Source organism: Bradyrhizobium sp. U87765 SZCCT0048 (assembly GCF_018131225.1).
In the GTDB taxonomy this organism is placed as follows: domain Bacteria; phylum Pseudomonadota; class Alphaproteobacteria; order Rhizobiales; family Xanthobacteraceae; genus Bradyrhizobium_A.
On sequence record NZ_JAFCMM010000002.1, the window covers coordinates 682216 to 697386 of the forward strand.

Annotated in this window: 19 protein-coding genes and 1 tRNA gene; 9 read left to right on the forward strand and 11 right to left on the reverse strand. The window is 68.2% G+C overall.

Annotated features, from left to right (window positions below):
- Positions 1-47: 47 nt before the first annotated feature.
- From nthA to JQ639_RS16240, 3 genes are read left to right on the forward strand one after another with little or no spacing between them, the layout of a single operon-like run.
- Positions 48-677, forward strand: coding sequence for a nitrile hydratase subunit alpha (gene nthA / locus JQ639_RS16230; protein WP_211966745.1), 630 nt, complete (start codon positions 48-50; stop codon positions 675-677).
- Positions 677-1336 (forward strand): nitrile hydratase subunit beta, encoded by a 660-nt coding sequence (nthB, locus tag JQ639_RS16235; RefSeq protein WP_211966744.1) that lies wholly within the window; start codon positions 677-679, stop codon positions 1334-1336. The genes nthA and nthB overlap by 1 nt, the downstream gene beginning before the upstream one ends.
- A complete protein-coding gene (locus JQ639_RS16240) occupies positions 1336-1722 on the forward strand; it encodes a nitrile hydratase accessory protein (RefSeq protein WP_211966743.1) in 387 nt (128 codons plus the stop codon). The genes nthB and JQ639_RS16240 overlap by 1 nt, the downstream gene beginning before the upstream one ends.
- Positions 1723-1966: 244 nt before the next feature.
- On the opposite strand, the gene JQ639_RS16245 is transcribed toward JQ639_RS16240, so the two are convergent.
- The 6 genes from JQ639_RS16245 to JQ639_RS16270 form a co-directional block, all read right to left on the reverse strand.
- Positions 1967-3688: a long-chain-fatty-acid--CoA ligase gene (locus tag JQ639_RS16245; RefSeq protein WP_211966742.1), complete on the reverse strand. Its 1722-nt coding sequence runs from the start codon at positions 3686-3688 to the stop codon at positions 1967-1969.
- 54 nt (positions 3689-3742) lie between these two features.
- Complete coding sequence (locus JQ639_RS16250; RefSeq protein ID WP_211966741.1) at positions 3743-4786, reverse strand: hypothetical protein; 1044 nt, start codon at positions 4784-4786, stop codon at positions 3743-3745.
- A gap of 85 nt (positions 4787-4871) precedes the next feature.
- Positions 4872-5606 carry an LrgB family protein gene (locus JQ639_RS16255; protein ID WP_211966740.1) on the reverse strand — a complete coding sequence of 245 codons (735 nt, stop codon included), beginning with the start codon at positions 5604-5606 and terminating at the stop codon, positions 4872-4874.
- The gene (locus JQ639_RS16260; RefSeq protein WP_211966739.1) at positions 5603-5989 is read right to left on the reverse strand and encodes a CidA/LrgA family protein; all 387 of its coding nucleotides are present in this window, start codon (positions 5987-5989) and stop codon (positions 5603-5605) included. The genes JQ639_RS16255 and JQ639_RS16260 overlap by 4 nt, the downstream gene beginning before the upstream one ends.
- Entirely contained in the window at positions 5986-6789 is an 804-nt protein-coding gene (locus JQ639_RS16265; RefSeq protein WP_349644696.1) for an LssY C-terminal domain-containing protein, read from the reverse strand. Before JQ639_RS16265 ends, JQ639_RS16260 begins: the two co-directional genes overlap by 4 nt.
- A 178-nt stretch (positions 6790-6967) precedes the next feature.
- A complete protein-coding gene (locus JQ639_RS16270; RefSeq protein ID WP_211966738.1) occupies positions 6968-7459 on the reverse strand; it encodes a hypothetical protein in 492 nt (163 codons plus the stop codon).
- 199 nt (positions 7460-7658) lie between these two features.
- Here JQ639_RS16270 and JQ639_RS16275 point away from each other — a divergent pair, with 199 nt between their 5' ends.
- Positions 7659-7925 carry a PsiF family protein gene (locus JQ639_RS16275; RefSeq protein WP_211966737.1) on the forward strand — a complete coding sequence of 89 codons (267 nt, stop codon included), beginning with the start codon at positions 7659-7661 and terminating at the stop codon, positions 7923-7925.
- A gap of 201 nt (positions 7926-8126) precedes the next feature.
- The gene (locus JQ639_RS16280) at positions 8127-9221 is read left to right on the forward strand and encodes an AbrB family transcriptional regulator (protein ID WP_211967220.1); all 1095 of its coding nucleotides are present in this window, start codon (positions 8127-8129) and stop codon (positions 9219-9221) included.
- Here JQ639_RS16280 and JQ639_RS16285 read toward each other — a convergent pair.
- Positions 9218-9676 (reverse strand): acyl-CoA thioesterase, encoded by a 459-nt coding sequence (locus JQ639_RS16285; RefSeq protein ID WP_211966736.1) that lies wholly within the window; start codon positions 9674-9676, stop codon positions 9218-9220. The genes JQ639_RS16280 and JQ639_RS16285 overlap by 4 nt on opposite strands.
- 91 nt (positions 9677-9767) lie before the next feature.
- Here JQ639_RS16285 and JQ639_RS16290 point away from each other — a divergent pair, with 91 nt between their 5' ends.
- Positions 9768-10343, forward strand: coding sequence for a TetR/AcrR family transcriptional regulator (locus JQ639_RS16290; protein WP_211966735.1), 576 nt, complete (start codon positions 9768-9770; stop codon positions 10341-10343).
- A 16-nt stretch (positions 10344-10359) separates the two neighbouring features.
- Here the strand turns inward: JQ639_RS16290 and JQ639_RS16295 are convergent, their stop codons facing one another.
- Positions 10360-10899, reverse strand: coding sequence for a disulfide bond formation protein B (locus JQ639_RS16295; RefSeq protein WP_211966734.1), 540 nt, complete (start codon positions 10897-10899; stop codon positions 10360-10362).
- 234 nt (positions 10900-11133) lie between these two features.
- Here JQ639_RS16295 and JQ639_RS16300 point away from each other — a divergent pair.
- A tRNA-Leu gene (locus JQ639_RS16300) sits at positions 11134-11218 on the forward strand.
- 126 nt (positions 11219-11344) lie between these two features.
- Here JQ639_RS16300 and JQ639_RS16305 read toward each other — a convergent pair.
- A complete protein-coding gene (locus JQ639_RS16305; protein WP_211966733.1) occupies positions 11345-11512 on the reverse strand; it encodes a hypothetical protein in 168 nt (55 codons plus the stop codon).
- A 463-nt stretch (positions 11513-11975) separates the two neighbouring features.
- On the opposite strand from JQ639_RS16305, the gene JQ639_RS16310 reads away from it, so the two are divergent.
- Entirely contained in the window at positions 11976-12341 is a 366-nt protein-coding gene (locus JQ639_RS16310) for a Crp/Fnr family transcriptional regulator (protein ID WP_211966732.1), read from the forward strand.
- 9 nt (positions 12342-12350) lie between these two features.
- Here JQ639_RS16310 and JQ639_RS16315 read toward each other — a convergent pair whose 3' ends face one another.
- The gene (locus JQ639_RS16315) at positions 12351-13562 is read right to left on the reverse strand and encodes a cytochrome P450 (protein ID WP_211966731.1); all 1212 of its coding nucleotides are present in this window, start codon (positions 13560-13562) and stop codon (positions 12351-12353) included.
- 64 nt (positions 13563-13626) lie between these two features.
- Between JQ639_RS16315 and JQ639_RS16320 the strand changes: the two genes are divergently transcribed.
- Positions 13627-14235, forward strand: a complete 609-nt coding sequence (locus JQ639_RS16320) for a TetR/AcrR family transcriptional regulator (RefSeq protein ID WP_211966730.1) — start codon at positions 13627-13629, stop codon at positions 14233-14235.
- Positions 14236-14268: 33 nt separating this feature from the next.
- On the opposite strand, the gene JQ639_RS16325 is transcribed toward JQ639_RS16320, so the two are convergent.
- Positions 14269-15168 carry an efflux RND transporter periplasmic adaptor subunit gene (locus JQ639_RS16325; RefSeq protein WP_211966729.1) on the reverse strand — a complete coding sequence of 300 codons (900 nt, stop codon included), beginning with the start codon at positions 15166-15168 and terminating at the stop codon, positions 14269-14271.
- Between the last annotated feature and the right edge of the window lie 3 nt (positions 15169-15171).

Consider the following 15171-nt stretch of genomic DNA (forward strand, 5'->3'; position numbering starts at 1 on the left):
CGCCCCGCTGCTCGACGCAGCGCGGCGCAGCGGATAGTCTTGCGGCCATGACCGGGCATGACCACCATCATCATTCGCACGACCATTCCGAGCTGTCGGAGGTCGAACTGCGCGTCCGCGCGCTGGAAACCATCCTCACCGAGAAAGGTTACGTCGATCCCGCCGCGCTCGACGTGCTGATCGACACCTACGAGACCAAGATCGGGCCGCGCAACGGCGCGCGCGTCGTGGCCAAGGCCTGGAGCGACCCGGCCTATCGCGCCCGCCTGCTAGCGGACGCCACCGCCGCGATCGCCGAGCTCGGCTATTCCGGACGGCAGGGCGAACACATGGTGGCGGTCGAGAACACACCGCAGGTCCACAACATGGTGGTTTGCACGCTGTGCTCCTGCTATCCGCTGCCGGTGCTGGGCCTGCCGCCGGTGTGGTACAAGTCCGCGCCGTACCGCTCGCGCGCGGTCTCCGATCCGCGCGGCGTGCTCGACGAATTCGGCCTGACACTTTCCGACGACGTGCGCATCCGCGTGTGGGACTCCACCGCCGAGATCCGCTACCTTGTGGTGCCGCAGCGCCCCGCCGGCACCGACGGCTGGAGCGAGGAGCGGCTCGCCGACCTCGTCACCCGTGACAGCATGATCGGCACCGGCCTGCCGAAGCAGCCAGGCGAGGTGGCGTGATGGATGGCGTCCACGACATGGGCGGCGCGCCGGGCTTCGGCCCGGTGGTGCAGGAGAAGGACGAGCCGCTGTTTCATGGCGACTGGGAAGCCCGTGCCATGGCGATGACCGTGGCGATGGGACGGCCGGGTGGCTGGAACATCGACATGTCACGCTCGGCGCGCGAGAACCGGTCGCGCGAGGATTATCTCTCCAAGACCTATTACGAGATCTGGATTGCCGGTCTCGAACGTCTGCTGCTTGACCGCGGCATGATCAGCGCCGACGAGATCGCGGCCGGTCACGCGCTGCATCCGCCGAAGCCCAATGGCCCGAGCGTTGCGCCCGGCGATGTCGTGCCGATGCTCGAGCGCGGCAGCCCGAGCCATCGTCCGGAGACCACGCCGGCGCGCTTCAAGGTCGGCGATCGCGTCCGCGCCAGGGTGATGAACCCGCCCACCCACACACGCCTGCCGCGCTATGTTCGCGGCCATGTCGGCACCATCGAGCTGGTGCATGGCAGCCACGTCTTCCCCGACACCAATGCGCTTGGCGCCGGCGAGCAGCCGCAGTGGCTCTACACCGTCCGCTTCGACGGCCGCGACCTGTGGGGCGCACGGGCCAATGCCAACACCGAGGTGTCGGTCGACGCCTGGGAATCCTACCTGGAGCCGCTGTGATGGCGCTCGATACCCTGGCGGCGACCCGCGCCGCCGCCGCCATACCGGGCCTTCCGCGCGACGCCGATGGCCCGGTGTTTCGCGAGGCCTGGGAAGCACAGGCGTTCGCCATGGCGCTGGCGCTGCATGAGCGCGGCGTGTTCACCTGGACGGAATGGGCCGCTGCACTGGCGCACGAGATCAAGGCCGCCCAGGCCGCCGGCGATCCCGACACCGGCGACACCTATTACCACCACTGGCTGGCGACGCTGGAAAAGCTGGTCACGGAGAAACAGGTCACGAGCACAGCGACGCTGCATCGCTACCGCGACGCCTGGGACCATGCCGCCGACCGCACCCCGCACGGCCAGCCGATCGTGCTGCAGCCCGGCGATTTCGAAGGCTAGGCCACGAGCCCGGATGAGCGAAGCGACATCCGGAATTGCCAACTCAGCGCGCCGCCCGCACAGCGGCTCCACAAAATCGGCGTCATCACCGGGCCGACGCGACAGCGTCGTGACCCGGTGATCCGGTTTACGATTGATCGGAACGCCGAAGAGAGAGCTCGATGGGCGGGTGACCTTAGTCCTGGCGATCCGTCGAAGACGGATCGCGCTGCCCGCGCATGACACAGAATTTGGTGCTTCGCCCTCACGCCGCCGAGGCGCCGGCGCGCTTGCGCTCTTCTTCTTCGTAAAGCTCCTTCTTCGACAGCTTGCCGACCGCCGTCTTCGGCAGCTCGGGACGGATGTCGATCGCCGAAACCATCTCGTGCTTGCCGAGCTTGTCGGCGAGAAATGCCTTCAGCTCCTCGAGCGTGAAGGGCGCCGCCCCCTGCTTGAGCTTGATGAAGGCCTTGGGCGACTGGCCGCGATAGGCGTCATGAATGCCGATGACGCTGACCTCTTCCACCGCCGGATGGGTGTAGATCGCCTCTTCGATGGTGCGCGGATAGACGTTGAACCCGCCGCACAGCAGCATGTCCTTGGTGCGGTCGACGATGTAGATATAGCCGTCCGCATCCATGTAGCCGACGTCGCCGGTGCGCATGTAGCCGTCCTCTGTCATGATCGCGGCGGTGGCCTCGGGCTTCTTCCAGTAGCCCTTCATGATGTTGGCGCCGCGCACGCACAGTTCGCCGCGCTCGCCCTGCGCCACATAGCTGCGGCCGTCCTCGACGCTGAGGAACTTGAACGAGATTCCCGGGCTCGGCACGCCGCATGAGCCCTGCTTCTGCGGCCCCGGCACGGGCGTATAGGTGCCGGTCGGCGACGTCTCGGTCATCCCCCAGCCTTCGGCAAGGCGGCAGCCGGTCAGCTTCTCGAACGCCTGCTGCACCTCCAGCGGCAGCGGCGCGCCGCCGGAATTGCACCACTTCAGCGACCGCAGGTCCGCCGTCGCCGTGCTCGGATGGTTGAGGATGGCCACGAACATCGTCGGCACGCCCGGGAAGGCCGTGATCTTCTTCTCCGAGATGTCCTTGATCGCCGTTGCGGCATCGAAGCGGGTATGCAGCACCAGCTCGGCGCCGATGCGCAGGCCCAGCAGCATGTTCACCGTCAGCGCATAGATGTGGAACGGCGGCAGCACCGCGAGGATGCGCTCATGGCCCGGATCCAGTACCGGCGGCTCGGTGCGCGTGGTTTCGACACACTGGCTGACCGCGGCAGTGAGATTGCCGTGGGTCAGCATCGCACCCTTGGGCAGGCCGGTGGTGCCGCCGGTGTATTGCAGCACCGCGAGCGCATCGGCCGGATCGGCGATGGGATGACGGCGATAGTCCGCGCCATGATCCAGCAGACTCTGGAAGCTGCGATGGCGATCATCCGATGTGACCGTCGCCAGTTGCTGACCCGCGGCGAGTTGGCCGCGCACCGCCTCCGGATGCCCCGTCATCTCGGCGAGATCGCCGACCACCAGCGTCTTCAGCCGCGTGGTATCGAGCAGGCGCGCCATCTGCGGATAGAGCAGCGCGAGATCGAGCGTGACCATGACGTCGGTCTCGCTGTCCTCGACCTTGTGCTCCAGCACCTTGGCGGCATCGAGCGGCGAGTAGTTGACCACCGTGCCGCCCGCCTTCAGCACGCCGAAGAAGCTGATGAGATAGTGCGGCGTATTGGGCAGGTAGAGCCCGACATGGACCCCCGGTCCGACGCCGAGCATCTGGAAGCCTTTGGCGGCGCGGCTGGCGAGCGCGTCGAGCTCGCGGTAGCTGATGCGCCGTCCCATGAATTCGACCGCCGGCTGATCCGGCCACTGCGCCGCGGCATCCTCCAGGATCTGCTGCACGGGCATGACCGGAATCTCGGCATTCCAGCGCACGCCGGGCGGATAGGACTTGATCCAAAGCGGGCTCAAAGACGGGTCGGTCATGGTGGCTTCCTCCTCAAGGCTTGTTGGCTCGTTGCAGGCAAGGACGACATGCGCTCAGTGGCGTCTGGATCGCACCTCCCAGATGGCTCCGCCCGCAGCGGCGCCATCGGCCGAGGCTGTCACGCTCATGTGCCGGCCATAGGCCGCCAGCATGCCCTCGACAAGACCGGACAGCGCCAGCCGGCAGGCGGGATGATCGTCGACGACATCGCGCATCAGCCGCCATTGTGCCTGCGCGACCACCGTGTCCGAACGCGCCATCACCTCGTCGCCCGCGGTACGGAAAAACCGCGACAGCAGATCGGCGAAGCCCGCCGCGCCGCCGCCCGCGGCCGCGCCGAGAGCGGCACCGATCCCGGCGCCATACTGCATGCCGATGAGCCGGCCGGTGATATGCAGCAGATGGCCGCCCTCCTCCGGCCCGAACAGGCCGATCATCACCGGCAGCGCCGTCCGGACATAGTCCATCGCATAGTCGCGGTGCGCCCGCGCCAGCCGCTCGGCAGGCCAGGTGTCGACCGGCAGCACCGGCGCCTTCGCCGGATCGAAGTCCGGCGCCTCGAGATGGCGCGCGAACACCAGCCGCTCCTCGGGCGCGAGATCATGGTCGTATTCGCAATAGTATCCTTCAAGGCCATCCTGGCCGTCGACGGTCTGCTTGGTGCAGACGAAGCCGAGCCGCGGATTGCCGAGCGAAACCCCGTTGTGCGCGTGCCAGCCCCGCAGCATCGCGCGCGAGACTTCGCCGGGAATGGCGCAAATCGCGGTGCCGCTCCAGATCCAGCGCGGCGGCGGATAGCGGATCCAGGCCTTGCGGTCGCTCTCGGGCATGTACTCGACATGGACGCCGCCGATCCAGTTCGAGAGATAGTGGTACTGCGCCGCGGCAACCGCCGGCGGCAGGCCGGTGAGGCCGAGCTTGGCGAGCCCCGGCAGGAAGCGCTCATGATGCTGGCGGCGGAACACGCGGAACACGAATTCAGCGGCGTCGCCGGCGCTGCGGCGGGTCACCACCGACATGATCAGCCCGGTGAAATAGGCATGATGAAGGTCAGCCACCGCCCGCCATTCGGCCACTCCGGTGCGACCATCCGACATGAGACCTCCCCGTTGCCGCGGCCCGCTGCGAGGCCGTCTATCGCCACGATAGAGGACAAGCGCCGTCGACCTCAAGGGCGCAGTGTCAGCGCATCAGCAGCGTCACCGCCAGCGGCACCAGGAACGACGTCACCAGCGCGTTGAGGCTCATGGCGATGCCGGCGAACACACCGGCCACCTCGTCGACCTGGAAGGCGCGCGCGGTGCCGATGCCGTGCGACGCCAGCCCGACCGCGAAGCCGCGGGCGCGATAGTCGGTGATGCCGATGCGGTTCATCATCGGCGTGACGATGATCGCGCCGATCACCCCGGTCAGCACCACGGCGACCGCGGTCAGCGCCGGATCGGCCCCGAGAGTCTCGCTGATGCCCATCGCCACACCGGCGGTCACCGACTTCGGCGCGAGCGCCAGCACGACATCGCGCGGCAGACCGAAGGCGCGTGCCAGCACGACCACCGAGCCGATCGCGGTGATGCTGCCGATCACCAGCGCGATCAGCATCGGCACGAGCGCGCGCACCACGATGCGGCGGTTCTCGTAGAGCGGCACGGCCATCGCCACGGTGGCGGGCCCGAGCAGGAAATGCACGAACTGCGCGCCGCCGAAATAGGTCGCATAAGGCGTCCCCGTCACGATCAGGAACAGTCCGACCATCCACATCGTGTGCGGCACGGGATTGAGCAGCGGATGGCGGCCCGACCGCTGCGAGATCGCATCGGCGAGCGCATAGACCACCAGCGTGACGGTAAGCCACAGCAGCGGCGTCTGCGACAGGTAGACCCACAGCGCGAACGGATTGTTGCTGGCCGCGCCGGTCATGACTGGTCTCCCGACGCCGCGAACAGACGGCCGACGATCAGGAACGTGCCCACCGTCACCAGCAGCGTGATCACCACCGACAGCGCCAGCACGACAAAGATCGCGACGCCATGGGCGGCGATCAGGTCGAGCTTCTGGATGACGCCAACGCCCGCCGGAACGAACAGCAGCGACAGATGGCCGAGCAGGCTGCGCGAGGCCCCTTCCACCGCGCCGGGCTGCAGCGGCCCCAGCGCCAGCATCGACCAACGGTCCCGCGCCAGCAGCAGGATCAGCAGGGCCACGAAGCCAACCACCGGCCCGGGCACCGGGACGCCGAGCGCGCGCACCAGAATCTCGCCGCCGAGCTGGCAGAGCAGGATCAGGCTGAAACTGGCAATCACGGCGATCTCCTAGTGGCACCGCCTGCCCCTACCTGATCGCGCACGCCGTCAGCAATGGCTTTCCAGACCTGGTCCTTGAACTCCGTCACCGCCGGAGGCGCCGGAACCAGCGGCGGCGCGCTGCGCTTGTGGCAATCTTCGACCAGTTGCAGCACCCACACCTCGCCATCGGTGAAGTAGAGGTCGCCGCCGCCATTGCGGGCGATCAGCGTCGGGCCGATGCCCGAGACCTGGTAGCGCGCCTCGAGAAGGCCGGGCTGCGTCAGATCCCCGGCAATGACCTCGCGCTCGCGATCGATGTCGGGCGCGATGTGATGGGTGACGGCGCCGGTGTAATGGCTGAAGCCGACGCCACGGTCGAAGGTGGCGGCGGCCACCCACACGGGCCGGCCCTGGTCGCCGCTGTCGAGCGCCCGCCACAGCCGGACATGGTGGCGGCGATCGGCGCTGCCGCCTTCAGCCTTCTCGAAGGCGAGATCCTCGCGCCGCCCGGCATAGAATAGCGGGCTGACCGGCGCCGCCGGATACGGACGATGCAGCAGCACGCTGCCGAGAATATCGATGCTGCTGCGCAACGTGACCGGATCGGCCGGATACCAGCCGGCATCGTGCATGGCGCACAGGATATCGCGGGCTGCACCGACGAAGGCGAGATTGATGGCGTCGCCTGGAATGCCCTGCGCGGTGGTCGTCACCATCGGCAGGCCCGCGAGCTTGTGCTCGTGCTCGTAGTGCCGCCACAGCGCCGGCAGCGCGAGATAGGCGGCAGCGGCATAGACCAGCACACCGAACGCGAACACGGCAACGATGCGGGCGCTGCGCGAGCGCGACGGCGCGGACGACGAGAATGCGGAGGAAAAACGGATGGCGAGCGATCCCCGCGTCGGGTGAAACGAATGCCGACGCCTCGCGGCGCCGGCATCAGGAATTCGTCAGCGGCTCAGGCGACACGCGGCCACTGGCCGCCGCAACGCGGACTCAGCCCTTCAGGCGCTTGGTACACTCGCTGTAATAGCCGCCGCCCTTCTGGATCCACTTCAGGCCGCCGTTGCCATTGGTCTCCTTGTTGGCGCGATACTGATCGACGCAAGTGTGCATGCGCGCCTTGCCGGGCGTCTCGCTGGCGTATTTCGGACTGACCGCGCTCGGGAAAACCGCATTGCCGACCGGAGCGGCCGGCGCCGCCGCGGGAGCCGCCGCCGTCTTGGGCGCCGCAGCCGGTGCGGCGGGAGCGGGAGCGGGCGCGGGGGCCGGAGCAGCCGGGGCTGCCGCCGCCGTCGGCGATGCCTCGGTGCCGCACTGGCTCTTGCGGAAGTCGTTCCACTTCTGACCGTTCAGCGTGCCGCCGTCCTTGGCCGCCTTATATTTTGCGCTGCACTCCTGCATCGTCAGCGCCTGGGCGGGCATCGCTGCCGCGCACAGCAGACCGGACAACAGTATGGCTCCGGCAATCTTACGTTCGAAGGTCATCACGAAATCTCCCTTGCACAAGCAGATCCGGCGGATCACGGGCATCCTAACCAACGAGGCCGACGTTACAACGTCGCCATCGTCCGGCGGCCAAAAAAACGTGATCGAAATGTTCGGCGGCGCTTGCCGCCATTCACCTGCGGTTCAGGCGCATCTGGCGAACGTGGCAGCCGTTGACGATCCAAACAGAGGTCATACCATGACTGTTGCGTCCCGTGCCGTCACTGCCGCGTTCGCCTCCCTGCTGCTGATGGGAACGGCGTTCGCCCAGACCCCGGCCCCCGCTCCCGCAGCGCCGGCCCCGGCGGCGAAGACCGCGCCCGCCCCCAAGAGCGCCACCGCCAAGCCCGAGCAGAGCGCGGCCTCCAAGGAGTGCTCGACCGAAGCCGACGCCAAGGGCCTGCATGGCAAGGAGCGCAAGAAGTTCCGCTCCGAGTGCAAGCGCAAGGCCGGCAAGCCGGGCTGACCACGACCTGCTGCGGGAGGCGGGTCCCGTCCGCCTCCCGTTCGCGCCGGCCTCGCCCGGTGCGCGGACCACAGGCGCGCCGCCGAGCCATGAGGGCGACGCCTTCGCCCATGCGCCGGCCCGCGATTGCGCCGCCTGCGCGGCATTGCCATAAGATGGTGAATGCCGGATCGAGGGGATCCGCCACACCAGATCCTGCCGATGACGCCCGCTGCGCCTGACCGCCTGTCGCCGACCCACCCGCTTCCGACACGCTCCGCTACGCTGACCACGGTCGAGACGCTGGCGATCGGCACGATCGGCGGCCTGCTGTTCTGGTGGACCGAACTGCCGGGCGGCCTGATCTCGGGCGCGATGATCGCCGTCGCGATCGCGGCGATCGCCGGGCGACCGCTGGCGATGCCGATGCTGCTGTCGCATGTCGTGCTGATGACCCTCGGCCTGTCGTTGGGATCGATGGTCTCGCCGCAGATGCTGCGCAACATCGCCGACTATCCCGTCACCATCGCCGCGCTGGCGCTTTCGACCTTCGGCGCCACGTTCGGCAGCAGCTACTATCTGCGGCGTGTCCATGGCTGGGATCGTGCATCGGCACTGCTCGCGGGCAGCCCCGGCGCGCTGTCGCAGATCATCCTGCTGGCGACCGAGAAGAACGCCGACGTGCCCGGCATCGCCGTGGTGCAGACGCTCCGCGTCATCATTCTCACCGCGGCGCTGCCGCTGCTGCTCAATCTGCTGGGCCTTGCGCCCCACGCCCACCTGACGCTGCGCGCGCCGCCGGCGACGCCGCTGTCCTTCGCCATCCTCGCGGTCGCGGCGGTCGCCGTGTCGTTGCTGCTGCGCTGGCTGAAATTTCCGGCGAGCTGGATGTTCGGCGCCATGCTGGCGTCCGGCGTGCTGCACGGTGCCGGCTGGGTCGAGGGCGGCCTGCCGCTGTGGGGCTATGCCCTCGCGCTCATCGGCATCGGCACGCTGATCGGCACCCGCTTCGCCCGCATCAGCGGCCGCACCCTGGCCGACCATGTGCTGGCGGCGATTGGCTCGTTCGGCGTCGCCATCGCGATTTCCGCGGTGTTCGTCGCCGTGCTGGTGCTGACGACATCCGCGAAGCTCAGTGATCTCATCGTGGCATTCTCGCCGGGCGCCATGGACGCGATGCTGGCGCTGGCGCTGACACTGCACATCGATCCGATCTTCGTCGGCGCCCACCACCTCGCGCGTTTCGTTTTCGTCTCGATCGCCACGCCGGGCATCGTCCACCTGTTCGGCAACGACGACGACGGGCTCGACGACTAGTTGTGAACGACGCCCGGCCCCGCCGGATCGGTCATCACTTCGGTCATCACTTCGGCCATCGCGTCACGGATCGCCGGTTCGAATGCGCAGGCCTTGCGCGAGCTGCGATCCATATGCACGGCCGTGATCTCGCAGCGCGCCGCGAGCTCGCCGCTCTCCCCATTGGACATCTCGTGCACGAACCGCACCGCCTTGTCGCGGACCTCGAGCAGCCGGCTGCGGATCTCGATGATGTCCCCGGCGAGAAGCTCGCGCCGGTAGCTGATGGCCTGTTCGACCGCGGCCATGCCACGGGCGCCCGCGCGCAGATAGCCCGGCGTCAGGCCGACACGGGCCAGCAGATTCCAGCTCGCCTCGTCGAACCGCCCGACATACCACATGACGTTCATGTGCCCGACGTGATCGCACTGCCAGGGATAGACCGTGCCCTTGCAGGCGAGAAATCCGCCGCTCATGCTGCTGCCTCCATGCTCGCAACGACGCCGATACGGTAGCGTATCAGGGGTGCAACGGGCTAGCAATACGCCAGCGTATCAGGAGCGGCGGATGAACGAGAACGGACGCGACGTCTGGATCAGGGCCGGCCTCGCCGCCCTCGCGGCCGGCGGCATCGACCGGGTGCGGGTCGAGGTGCTGGCGGAGGGCCTCGGCGTCACCAAGGGCGGCTTCTACCGTCGTTTCCGCGATCGCCGGCACCTGCTGGACGAATTGCTGGAGACCTGGGCCAGCGGCCGCATCGCCGCGATCGAACAGCACACCCGCCCGGACGGCGAGGCGGCCCGCGAGCGCCTCGCCGCGGTGATCCGCCTCTACGCCGAACGCAACAACGCCGAGGCGATGGCGATCGAGCTGGCGATCCGGCAGTGGGCGCGCGGCGATGCACAGGCTGCCGAAGCCGTCGCCAGCGTCGACGCCGCGCGGCTGAAGAATGTCGAGCGGCTCTATGCTACGGCCGGGCTCGACGCGGACGAGGCGCGGGCCCGCGCCTTCCTATTCTATTCGTTCGTGTTCGGACAGGGACTGATCCAGCTCGACGCCAGGGGGCCGCGCCGGCGCGACCGCCTGCTGGAGATCTGCGCCACCCTTCTGACCGGCACGGACGTGCTGAGCACGCCGGCCTGACGCCCGCGCCGGCCGGTCAGCGCCGCGACAGCGTGGCGCGCAGCCCCCACACCGCGCAGGCGGCTATCAGCAGCGAGATCAGCACATTGTAGCCGGCGAGCGAGAGGCCGAGGAAGCGCCACTGCACCTCGTCGCAGCGCACGACCTTCACGGTATCGAGGCGCTCCAGCAGGCTGCCGGCGCTGCCGAGATCGGCGATCGGGCCGCTGCAGTCCGTCGGGCCCGGCCAGAAGCCCCATTCGACGCCGGCGTGGTAGCCACCGAGTACGGTGTTGGCGAGCAGCGCCAGGAGCAGGATCAGGAAGCCGACCGCCACCAGCGGACGGGCAGCTCCGCCCTTCGCCGCCAGCGCCACGATCAGCGCCAGGGGGATCGCCAGATAGTAGGCATAGCGCTGCTCGAGGCAGAGCGGACAGGGCTGGATGCCGAGCACCAGCTGGAAGAACCAGGCACCACCAATGGTCGCGGCGGCGATCAAGGCAATCGCGCCCGCGGCCGTGGCGGCGCCGGCCCAGAGGCCCGATGACGTCGGCTTCACGCCGGCTGCAACGCTCACGATGCTCTCCCCCTGCTGTGGACCCGCCTCCTATCGCGCCAGCCCCGCGCCTGTCGAGGCCACGGCGTTCACGAATGAGGGACCGGGAGAGGATGGATGCGGGGAAACGATCGGGCGGTGGACGACGCGGCGCATGCCCACCGCAGGGCCACTGTCCGGTTGACCCGGCAGGCGAGCCGGATATAGTCCGCCCGCTTCGCAGGTCCTGCCGTTTCCGCGGCTGGGGTCTCGTGGGCCCCTGTGGCGGAACTGGTAGACGCGCTCGACTCAAAATCGAGTTCCGCAAGGAGTGCTGGTTCGATCCCGGCCAGGGGCACCAATCACCTGTCGGCACCACCCCGTCACGTCAGCATCCCGCACGTCAACGCGTCACGGCCTGATCAATCAGCTACTGATCAGACGCCACGACCGCGTACCCGGCGCCGAACCTGCGGCGCCCCTACCGCTACATCTCGATCACCACCGCGAGCTGGCTGATGAGGCGAGCGACTTCCTCGAGTTCGTCGTCGTTATGCTGATCGACGGCACGCGCCAGTCGCTCGACACATTCGCCGTAGCTCACCGGAGCAAGCGGCGGCGTCTCGACGGCAAGAGCTTGCAGATCCTGTTGCATAGATCTCACTCCCGTTTGGCTGGCCCATGGTTGTGATAGCAGCGATCGGGCGCGCTGGCAGCTTACAGGTTGGTTAGGTTCGCGGCTCAATTGCGACCACCCGCCCTCGGGGAAACGTCGGGAAACGCAGCCGTTCGTTCGGCGCAACGTTGCGCGCAACGCTCCCTGTGCACACGCAAGGCCGCCGACGCTCCCGTTGCAGGCCCCTGTGGCCTCGCGCAGTGCGATCGCCGCGCCACCCGCAGCTGTTTACATCCCGCGGTTTTGATTTAGCATTTTCGCTGATTTGACGACGGGGCCGGCCGGAGCCGTTGGGCGCCGATCCGGAAAGCGCGGCAGATCCAAGAACTGTGACGCGAGTTGTTGCGTGTGTTTCGCGCTGTAGACGCCGGGACGGCGGCCTCGCCCGGGGCCGTCGCCTGCGGGTTTGCGTGCGCCCTTAATCCATTGCCAGGGGACGACCATGAACGAGATCGATATGCGGGTGTTCGCCCGCAGCGCAGGCGTCAATGTCACGTTTCCGGCCGGGAGCGTCGTGTTTAGCCGCGGCGACGACGGCAGCTGCATGTATGTCGTCCAGTCCGGCGTGATCGAGATGATGATCGGCGACACCGTCGTCGATACCTGCGGCCCGAACGAGGCGCTCGGCTTCATGTCGATGATCGACGCCTCGCCGCGCACGTCGACGGCCCGCGTCCGCGAGGCCGCCGAGCTGTCGGTTCTCGATCAGCGCAAGTTTCGCTTCATGATCGACGAAATCCCGAATTTCGCGATGTACATCATGGGCGCCATGGCCCGCCGCATTCGCGGCATGAGCAACGTGATCTGACGCGCCCCGTCAGGACAGGCAGCGCACCGGCAGCGATGACAGCCCACGCAGCGTAAAGGTCGGCCGGCGCGCCACCGCGCCGGCGAGCGCGACGCGCGGGAAGCGCGCCAGCAGCGCCGCGAACGCGATCTGGCCCTCCATCCGCGCCAGCGCCGCACCGAGGCAGTGGTGGATGCCACCGCCGAAGCCGACATGGCGGTGGGCATCGCGCGTCAGGTCGAGGCGGTCCGGCTCGGCAAAGGCCTGCGGATCGCGGTTCGCAGCCCCCAGCACCATCATGATCTCGTCCCCGGCGCGCACCGGCGTATCCGCCAGCACCATGTCCTGCGTCACCACGCGCTGGGTGATCTGCACCGGGCTGTCGTAGCGCAGCAGTTCGTCCACCGCCTCGCGCGCAAGGTCCGGCCGTTGTCGCAGCAGCGCCATCTGGTCGGGCGCCTGCAGCAGCGCCAGCACGCCGTTGCCGATCAGGTTCACCGTGGTCTCGTGGCCGGCGACCAGCAGCAGGCGGACCATGTTGATGACTTCGTCAGGCGTGATGCGGTCGCCACTGGCCTCGACCGCGAGCAGCGCCGACAGCAGGTCGTCGCGCGGCGAACGCCGCCGCTCGTCGAGGAGCTCGGTGAGATAGCCTTCAAGCCCGTCCTCGGCGGCACGGATGATCACGTCGATCTCCGGCGTGCGCAGCGCCGACGGATCGACCGAGCGCGCGAGGCCGCGCGACCATTCCGCGAAGCGGACCTCGTCGGCCTCGGGAATGCCGAGCAGCGCGCAGATGATCCGCACCGGCAGCGGATAGGCGAAGGCATCGATCAGGTTCACCGTGGCGCCATCTGCGGCGGCGATGTCGTCGAGCAGGCCCGTCGTGATCGCCTCGGCCCGCACACGCAGGTCCTCGATCCGCTTGGGTGTGAACGCCCGCACCACGAGGCCGCGCAGGCGGGTGTGGTCCGGCGGGTCCATGAACAGCATGGAACGCCGCTTCAGCACGTCCGCCTCGTGCTTGCCGATCTCCGTGGTCGCCCTCGCCTCGTTCGACGACAGCTGGGGGTGACGCAGCATCGCGACGACATCGGCATGGCCGAGGCAAAACCAGATCGTTTCAGCGACGCGCAGCAGCCGAGCGCCGCGGAAGCGTTCGTAAAGCGCATAGGGATCTTCGCGGTAGGCCGGCGACATCGCCTCGGCGAAAAAGCGGCTTGCAAGGTCGGAAGAGGTCATCCCGGGCGCTCCTGCGGCTCGATACATCTATGTATCGAGTTGCATTCTGCTATAAATCGCCGTTATGTCAAGAGTGCGAATCAGGCCGACCCGCGACGACACCTGCGAGAAGCTGTTCGAGGCGGCGGCGCAGGTATTCGAGGAGCAGGGGATCGGCGGCGCGAGCATCGAGGCGATCGCCGCAGCGGCCGGCTTCACGCGCGGCGCGTTCTATTCGAATTTCAAGAGCAAGGACGAACTGATCGTCGCGATGCTTGAGGAGCATGTGGCCCAGTCGGTGCGGCGCAATCTCGAACTGCTCGAGACGCATCGCAGCCCGGCGGATTTCATCGAAGCGCTCAAGGCGGTCGACCGCACGCGGCAGGATCCACTGGCGCGCTCGCCGCTATTGCACATGGAAATGATCCTGTTCGTCGCCCGCGCCGAGAAGCGACGGCCCGAGCTCGCCAAGCGGCTGCGGGCGCGGCGTGACGTCGTCACCCGGATCGTGGCGACGACCGCCCAGGCAAGCGGCGCCGGCATCGCTGATCCGGCGTGGACAGGCGCGATCCTGCTGGCGCTGGAGGACGGCTTCCGCCTGCACCGCCTGATCGATCCGGAGACCACCCCGGCCGATAGCTTCCTGCGCGCCATCGGCGACCTGCAGAAGGCGATAGGTATAGGACCGCGCTGACGGCGGCTCGCGCCTGCGCCCGTTGCCGTGCCTTCAGCGCGTCGGCGGCTTGACGCGGCGGTCGCCTGGCGCGTCGGTCACCACGATAGTCGCGGTCATGCCGGCGCTCAGCGTGACTTCGTCGGGCACCTTGTCGATGGCGATGCGGACGGGAATGCGCTGCGCGAGGCGCACCCAGCTGAAGGTCGGGTTGACGTTGGCGATGAGATCGCCGGCGATGGCGTTCTCGCGGTCGGTGATGGCGCGCGCCACGCTCTGGACATGCCCCTGGATCGGCTCGCGATAGCCCATCAGGCGTACTGACGCCGGATCGCCAATGCGGATGTTGCGCAGCTTGGTCTCCTCGAAATAGCCGGCGATGTAATAGGAATCGCTGTCGACGATCGCGACCATCGCGCGGCCCGCCGTGGCATAGTCGCCGCGGTCGACCAGCAGGTTGGTGACATGGCCGTTGACCGGCGAGCGCACCTCCGTGCGGGCGAGATTGAGCTTGGCGACGCCGAGCGCGGCGACCGCCTGGTCGTAGGACGCCTGCGCCGACAGCGCCGCGCTGCGCGCCTGGGTCAGCGCCTCCTCGGAGATCGACACCGAACTCAGCTTCTGCCGCCGTTCGAGCTCTTCCTGGCGCTGGTCGTAGACCGTCTTGGCGCCGGCGAGCGCCGCCTCGGCCTGCGCCAGCGCCAGCTGGTAGCGCGCCGGATCGATGGTGAACAGCACGTCGCCGATCCTGACGTCCTGGTTGTCCTTGACCTTGAGATCGACGACCGCGCCGGCGACGTCGGGCGCGACATTGACGACATTGGCCCGCACCCGGCCGTCGCGCGTCCACGGGCTGTCCTCGTAGGTCCGCCACAGATACCAGCCGGCGACCGCCGCGATCACCACCGCGACCACGGTCACGGCGACACGGATGAGAGAGGAAACGCTGGGCATGGC

What these genes read in the sequence shown, in the direction of transcription:
- nthA (WP_211966745.1), top strand. Translation starts at nt 48, where the DNA reads ATGACCGGGCATGACCACCATCATCATTCGCACGACCATTCCGAGCTG.
- nthB (WP_211966744.1), top strand. Translation starts at nt 677, where the DNA reads ATGGATGGCGTCCACGACATGGGCGGCGCGCCGGGCTTCGGCCCGGTG.
- JQ639_RS16240 (WP_211966743.1), top strand. Translation starts at nt 1,336, where the DNA reads ATGGCGCTCGATACCCTGGCGGCGACCCGCGCCGCCGCCGCCATACCG.
- JQ639_RS16245 (WP_211966742.1), bottom strand. Translation starts at nt 3,688, where the DNA reads ATGACCGACCCGTCTTTGAGCCCGCTTTGGATCAAGTCCTATCCGCCC.
- JQ639_RS16250 (WP_211966741.1), bottom strand. Translation starts at nt 4,786, where the DNA reads ATGTCGGATGGTCGCACCGGAGTGGCCGAATGGCGGGCGGTGGCTGAC.
- JQ639_RS16255 (WP_211966740.1), bottom strand. Translation starts at nt 5,606, where the DNA reads ATGACCGGCGCGGCCAGCAACAATCCGTTCGCGCTGTGGGTCTACCTG.
- JQ639_RS16270 (WP_211966738.1), bottom strand. Translation starts at nt 7,459, where the DNA reads ATGACCTTCGAACGTAAGATTGCCGGAGCCATACTGTTGTCCGGTCTG.
- JQ639_RS16275 (WP_211966737.1), top strand. Translation starts at nt 7,659, where the DNA reads ATGACTGTTGCGTCCCGTGCCGTCACTGCCGCGTTCGCCTCCCTGCTG.
- JQ639_RS16280 (WP_211967220.1), top strand. Translation starts at nt 8,127, where the DNA reads ATGACGCCCGCTGCGCCTGACCGCCTGTCGCCGACCCACCCGCTTCCG.
- JQ639_RS16285 (WP_211966736.1), bottom strand. Translation starts at nt 9,676, where the DNA reads ATGAGCGGCGGATTTCTCGCCTGCAAGGGCACGGTCTATCCCTGGCAG.
- JQ639_RS16290 (WP_211966735.1), top strand. Translation starts at nt 9,768, where the DNA reads ATGAACGAGAACGGACGCGACGTCTGGATCAGGGCCGGCCTCGCCGCC.
- JQ639_RS16305 (WP_211966733.1), bottom strand. Translation starts at nt 11,512, where the DNA reads ATGCAACAGGATCTGCAAGCTCTTGCCGTCGAGACGCCGCCGCTTGCT.
- JQ639_RS16310 (WP_211966732.1), top strand. Translation starts at nt 11,976, where the DNA reads ATGAACGAGATCGATATGCGGGTGTTCGCCCGCAGCGCAGGCGTCAAT.
- JQ639_RS16315 (WP_211966731.1), bottom strand. Translation starts at nt 13,562, where the DNA reads ATGACCTCTTCCGACCTTGCAAGCCGCTTTTTCGCCGAGGCGATGTCG.
- JQ639_RS16320 (WP_211966730.1), top strand. Translation starts at nt 13,627, where the DNA reads ATGTCAAGAGTGCGAATCAGGCCGACCCGCGACGACACCTGCGAGAAG.
- JQ639_RS16325 (WP_211966729.1), bottom strand. Translation starts at nt 15,168, where the DNA reads ATGCCCAGCGTTTCCTCTCTCATCCGTGTCGCCGTGACCGTGGTCGCG.